This is a genomic window from Streptomyces torulosus, from assembly GCF_001419765.1.
Taxonomy (GTDB): Bacteria; Actinomycetota; Actinomycetes; order Streptomycetales; family Streptomycetaceae; genus Streptomyces; species Streptomyces torulosus.
The window spans coordinates 269-5340 of the sequence record NZ_LIRK01000597.1; the positions used below are offsets into that span (position 1 = coordinate 269).

The window sequence follows — 5072 nt, forward strand, 5'->3', positions numbered from 1 at the left end:
GACCTGGCCCGCGCCGACTGGCCCTCGACGCGCCTCGCCCCCGGCGGCACGCTGAAGCTGACGTACCGGTCGACGATCCCCCACACCGGGACGTTCAAGCTGTTCCTGACGAAGCCGGGGTACGACCCGAAGAAGCCGCTCACCTGGGCCGATCTGCCCGAGCGGCCGTTCGCCTCGGTCACCGACCCGCCGCTGCGGGACGGCTCGTACCGCTTCTCGGCGAAGCTGCCGGCCGACCGCTCGGGCCACCACGTGCTGTACACGATCTGGCAGAACACGAGCACGGTGGACACGTACTACTCGTGCTCGGACGTGGTGTTCCCGGCGGCCGCGAAGGCCGACCCGGACGCCGGTGGGAAGCGGGCGGAGCGGACGCCGGACGCCTCCGGGGAGTCCACGCCGAGCAGGGAGCCGAAGGCCGGGAAGCCCACTCCCACGCCGACGCCCACCCCCTCCCGCGAGCCGTCCTCGGCGTCCGGGGAGGCCGCGGCCGGCGGCGGGGCGGAGGTGCCCGGCAGCCCCGTGGCCTCCACCACCGACGACAGCGGCACCTCCGTTCCGCTGGTGGCGGGGGGCGCCGCGGCGATGGTGCTCGCCGCGGGCGCCGCCCTCTTCCTCCGCGGACGCAGGCGCCGCTGACGGTGGCCGTGTCGGCCGGTGAGTACTCGGTCGGTCGGCCGGATCAGTGAGTACTCAAGGGTCCGGCCGGATCAGTGAGAACCCAGGTGACCGGCCGGACCAGGTGGGTGTGCGCGGGTCGGCGTCAGTTGACGAAGACCGTGGAGCCGCCCTGGCTGCCGTCGGTGACGGGCGAGTACTTCGCGGTGAAGTAGCCGGTGCTGAAGCACAGCGACGAGCCGGAGACCCGGGCGAACGGCTGGGCGGTGAAGTTGATGCTGTTGTCGGCGTTGCTGGACGTGCCGTTGATGCTGGGCGCCTGGTACACGCAGTTGATGGTGCCCAGCAGGGTGCGCAGGACGACGGTGGTCTGGATGACCGAGCCCGCCTGCGGGCTGACGGTGACGACACCGTCCGAGGTCACGGTCGTCGTGTAGGGCAGGTTGTTGACCGTGATGCTGTTGACGCCGGTCACACCGAAGACGTTGCTGGTGCAGCTGCCGAAGGTGTGCGCGGTGACGGACTCGGTGGCCGTGCCGGGCGCCGCCGGGTTGTCGGTGACGGTGGCGTTGAAGGCCGACTCGGCGCAGGAGATGCCGCTCGTGCCGGTGGCGCTGGAGCGGAACGTGGCGGCCGTGCCGGAGGCGAGGGTGGCGTTGAGGACGTCGCCGACCGCGACCGCGTCACCGGCGGCTCCGCCGGTGGTCAGCACGGTGTCGGCGGCGGAGGCGGGGCTGACGGCGGACACCATCAGGGCGGCGGTGGTTCCGACGAGGGCAAGGAGGGATCGCGTACGCATGGGGAGTGCCTCTTCTCAGGAGGATGAGAACTGCGGGTGAGTGCGCGCGGGTGGACACCGTTCGCGCGGGGGAACGCGGCGATGCCGCTCGGCGCCGTTCGGTCGCTGCCGATCCGTGACACGCCTTCTCCGTACGTGACGGATCGACAGCGACGGGTCCGGGATCCGGGCACGGCCCAGTGGAGGGGAAGGCGACCGTGACCGGCACCGGTGAGGGGTGGTACCGCGTCGGGCCGCGCAGCGCTTTCCGTGTCACCCGCACCCCGTCGATGACGGGGGCTCGGGACGGTGACGGGCGCTGCGCGTCGGATCCGGCGCCACGGATCCGTTGGGGGAAACCCGGGAGAGTTGTAGACCTGAGTGAGAGTCAACGTCAAGGCATCGCAAGGAAGTTGGGTGCCGGAAAATGCCGCCCGACATGCGGTGCGGAAGATCGGGGAAGGACAAAACCAAAGGTGAGAGATGTTCACCTTTCACAGGGGCGGCACAACCAACATCCTTTTGCCACAAGCACCTTGACCCTTGAATGTAACCACCGGTAACTTCCGGATTGGCTACTGCGGCGTAGCAAGTAAGCCCTTGCACCCTCGGGAGGTGTGCTCAGGCGTGCGCCGCAACCGCTGTCCGCGCCAGGACAACGTGCCGTCGAAGCCCCATCTGCAATGACTTAAAGGTCCAGGGAGCACACATGGCCTCGTCCTCGGACGCCACGGCGTCCACCAACGAAAGACCCGAGGGTTCCGAAACATCCGGCAGACACGGGCGGGTCCGCCTCAAGCGCGCCGCCGTGATGGCGGTGCCGGCCACAGCGGTCGCCGCCGGTCTGATGATCCTCACCGCGCAGGGCGCCCTGGGTGTCCAGTTCGCCATCTCCGGCATGCCGTTCGTCGTCACCGCCGACAAGCTCGAAGGTGAGGGCTTCGCCCAGTTCGGCGCGCTGGACCACATGATCGAGAACAGCCCCAACGAGGGTGACACCGGCGGCCAGGTGCTCGTCGTGACCTCGGTCGTCAAGAGCGGCAAGCTGACCAACCTGTGCCAGAGCGTCGACCTCGGCGGCATCCAGCTCGTCCTCACCGCGGGCAACAAGTCCACGCCGGTGAGCGTGAAGAACCTGGCGATCGACTCCGACGACATCAGCGGCGACGCCTCGTTCAACAACATCGAGATCGGCCGTGACTCCAGCACGTTCGACAAGGTCGGACAGCAGGGTCCTCCCGGTGTCTACGGCCAGCAGGCCGACTCGGTCACCATCACCGACCTGTACCAGCACAACTACGCCGCCACCGCGGCCGTCTTCAAGCTGCCCGACCTGCACATGCGATTCCAGAGCGAGGGCTGCCCGAAGTGAACGAGTTCCGGGAGTGGAGAGGACGCCGGCCCTTCGCGGGCGGGCTGCTGCTGTTCCTGGGCGGCGCGGAGATCCTGGTGACCATGAAGGCACCGCTCCCCGTCATCCTGAAGATCGGAATGCAGGGCCTGGCGGGTTATCTGCTGCCCTCGCTGATGATCGTGTGCGGGTTGCTGATCATTTTCAACCCGTCCCAGCGCCTGTTCTACTCCATCCTCGGGATCCTGCTCTCCCTGGGCACCTGGCTCACGTCCAACATCGGCGGGTTCGTCGTCGGCCTGCTGATGGGCGCCGTCGGCAGCACGCTCGCCTTCGGGTGGCTGCCGGACCAGGAACCCCGGCGCACCCGCAAGGACCGCGCCCGCGACCGGGCCGCGAAGCCGCACCAGCAGGAGCAGCCCGCCGAGGCGTAGCACCCGCGGTACGACGACCCCGCGCCCCCTAGAGGGGCGCGGGGAACTGCGCTGCCGAGGTCAGGGCCGCGCCCAGACGGGCCGTGTCGGTCCAGTAGCGGTCGTGGGAGAGCGGCACCCGCCAGTACAGGCCGGGGCCCGAGGTGCGGCGCAGAGGCGGGACCGCCACATGGCAGCCCGCTCCGAGGACCTGCACGCCCGCCATCCGCCAGTCGGCCCCGTCGCCGGGCGGCACCAGCCAGTACATGATCCCGCCGAAGCCGTCCTTGATGACGGCTCCCGTGGCGTCCCCGAGGGCCGTCAACGCCGGTACGCCGAGGGCGACCGGCACCCGGACCGCGTTCCACCAGCGCCCGGCGGGCACCGTCCGCACCTCGGGGCTGTACGAGCACATCCAGCGCGGGGCCCAGCTGACAGTCATGGCACTCACCGGCTCTTCAAGGGGGGTGGGCCCGATCCTAGGAGCCGCTCCCGCACCCGACTTGCGGGAACGCGCAGGGAAGTTGCCCGCGTACGCAGCGCGCCGCCCGTGAACTCGCCCCGCGACACCGCGGAGCCGTAGCGTGACCGGGTTTCCACGGTGCGCCGTGGCAGTGTTCCCGACCGCAGGAGGACCCGATGGGCAACCCCAGCCCGTTAGTCATTGACGCGTCCGGCCGTGACATCCACGGCGAGGCCGACCGGATCCGCGCGCACGGCCCGGCGACCCGTGTGGTGCTCCCGGGGCCGCCCGCCGTCGAGGCGTGGGCGGTCAGCAGCCCCGAGCTGCTCAAGCGGCTGCTCACCGATCCCCGTTTGTCGAAGGACGCGCGGCGCCACTGGCCGCGGTTCGCGGCCGGTGAGATCACCCCGGAGTGGCCGCTGTTCACCTGGGTCGCCGTGCAGAACATGTTCACCGCGTACGGCGGCGACCACAAACGGCTGCGGACCCTGGTCGCCAAGGCGTTCACCGCGCGCCGGACGGCCGCGATGCGCCCCCGCATCGAGAAGATCACCGAGGAACTGCTCGACCACGTCGAGGACGGCCTGCGCGGCGGCGGAAGCGTCGACCTGCGGGAGGAGTTCTGCTACCCCCTGCCGATCCGGGTGATCAGCGAGCTGTTCGGGCTGCCCGAGGAACGGGCGCCGGAACTGCGGGAGCTGGTGGACCGTCTCTTCGACACGTCCGCCGACCCCGGTGAGATGACCGCGGCCTACGAGCGGCTCTACGGCGTCCTCGGCGAACTCGTCGCCGCGAAACGGGCCACGCCCGGCGACGACCTGACCACCGGGCTGATCGCGGCCCGCGACGAGGACGACGCGCGGCTCAGCGAGCAGGAACTGCTGGACACCCTGGTGCTGATGATCAGCGCCGGCCACGAGACCACGGTGAACCTCCTCGACCAGGCCGTGCACTCCCTGCTCACCCACCCCGAGCAGCTCGCGCATGTCCGTGAGGGCCGGGCGACCTGGGACGACGTGGTGGAGGAGACCCTGCGGTACGAGGCGCCGGTGGCGAGCCTGCCGCTGCGGTACGCGGTGGAGGACCTGGACCTCGCCGCGTTCGGCGGGCCGGAGGGGGTGGTGATCGGCAAGGGCGAGGCGATCCTCGCGGCGTACGCCGCCGCCGGGCGCGATCCCGAACGGCACGGGAAGGACGCGGGCGTCTTCGACGTCACCCGCGTCGACAAGGAGCACCTCGCGTTCGGGCACGGGGTGCACTTCTGCGTGGGCGCTCCGCTGGGGCGGATGGAGGCGCGCATCGCCCTGCCGGCGTTGTTCGAGAGGTTCCCCGCGCTGCGGTTGGGGGCGGAGGGGGACGAGCTGGGGTACGTGGAGTCGTTCATCTCCAACGGGCATCGGCGGTTGCCTGTACGGGTGGGGTGAGGGGGCCGCCGTTCGCCTGTGCGGG

5 protein-coding genes and 1 pseudogene are annotated in these 5072 nt (G+C 70.5%); 4 read left to right on the forward strand and 2 right to left on the reverse strand.

Annotation, left to right across the window (positions count from 1 at the left end):
* Positions 1–639, forward strand: a pseudogene (locus AOK23_RS34460) (lytic polysaccharide monooxygenase); the annotation flags it as partial.
* A gap of 124 nt (positions 640–763) precedes the next feature.
* On the opposite strand, the gene AOK23_RS34465 reads toward AOK23_RS34460, so the two are convergent.
* Positions 764–1417, reverse strand: coding sequence for a hypothetical protein (locus tag AOK23_RS34465; protein WP_055716465.1), 654 nt, complete (start codon positions 1415–1417; stop codon positions 764–766).
* Between the two features lie 688 nt (positions 1418–2105).
* On the opposite strand from AOK23_RS34465, the gene AOK23_RS34470 reads away from it, so the two are divergent.
* Both AOK23_RS34470 and AOK23_RS34475 read left to right on the forward strand, forming a co-directional pair.
* The gene (locus tag AOK23_RS34470) at positions 2106–2768 is read left to right on the forward strand and encodes a DUF6230 family protein (protein ID WP_055716466.1); all 663 of its coding nucleotides are present in this window, start codon (positions 2106–2108) and stop codon (positions 2766–2768) included.
* The gene (locus AOK23_RS34475; protein WP_206336377.1) at positions 2765–3181 is read left to right on the forward strand and encodes a DUF6114 domain-containing protein; all 417 of its coding nucleotides are present in this window, start codon (positions 2765–2767) and stop codon (positions 3179–3181) included. Before AOK23_RS34470 ends, AOK23_RS34475 begins: the two co-directional genes overlap by 4 nt.
* Before the next feature lie 28 nt (positions 3182–3209).
* Here AOK23_RS34475 and AOK23_RS34480 read toward each other — a convergent pair whose 3' ends face one another.
* A complete protein-coding gene (locus AOK23_RS34480; RefSeq protein WP_055716467.1) occupies positions 3210–3602 on the reverse strand; it encodes a hypothetical protein in 393 nt (130 codons plus the stop codon).
* 197 nt (positions 3603–3799) lie between these two features.
* Here AOK23_RS34480 and AOK23_RS34485 point away from each other — a divergent pair, with 197 nt between their 5' ends.
* Positions 3800–5047 (forward strand): cytochrome P450 family protein, encoded by a 1248-nt coding sequence (locus AOK23_RS34485; RefSeq protein WP_055716468.1) that lies wholly within the window; start codon positions 3800–3802, stop codon positions 5045–5047.
* Positions 5048–5072 lie beyond the last annotated feature (25 nt).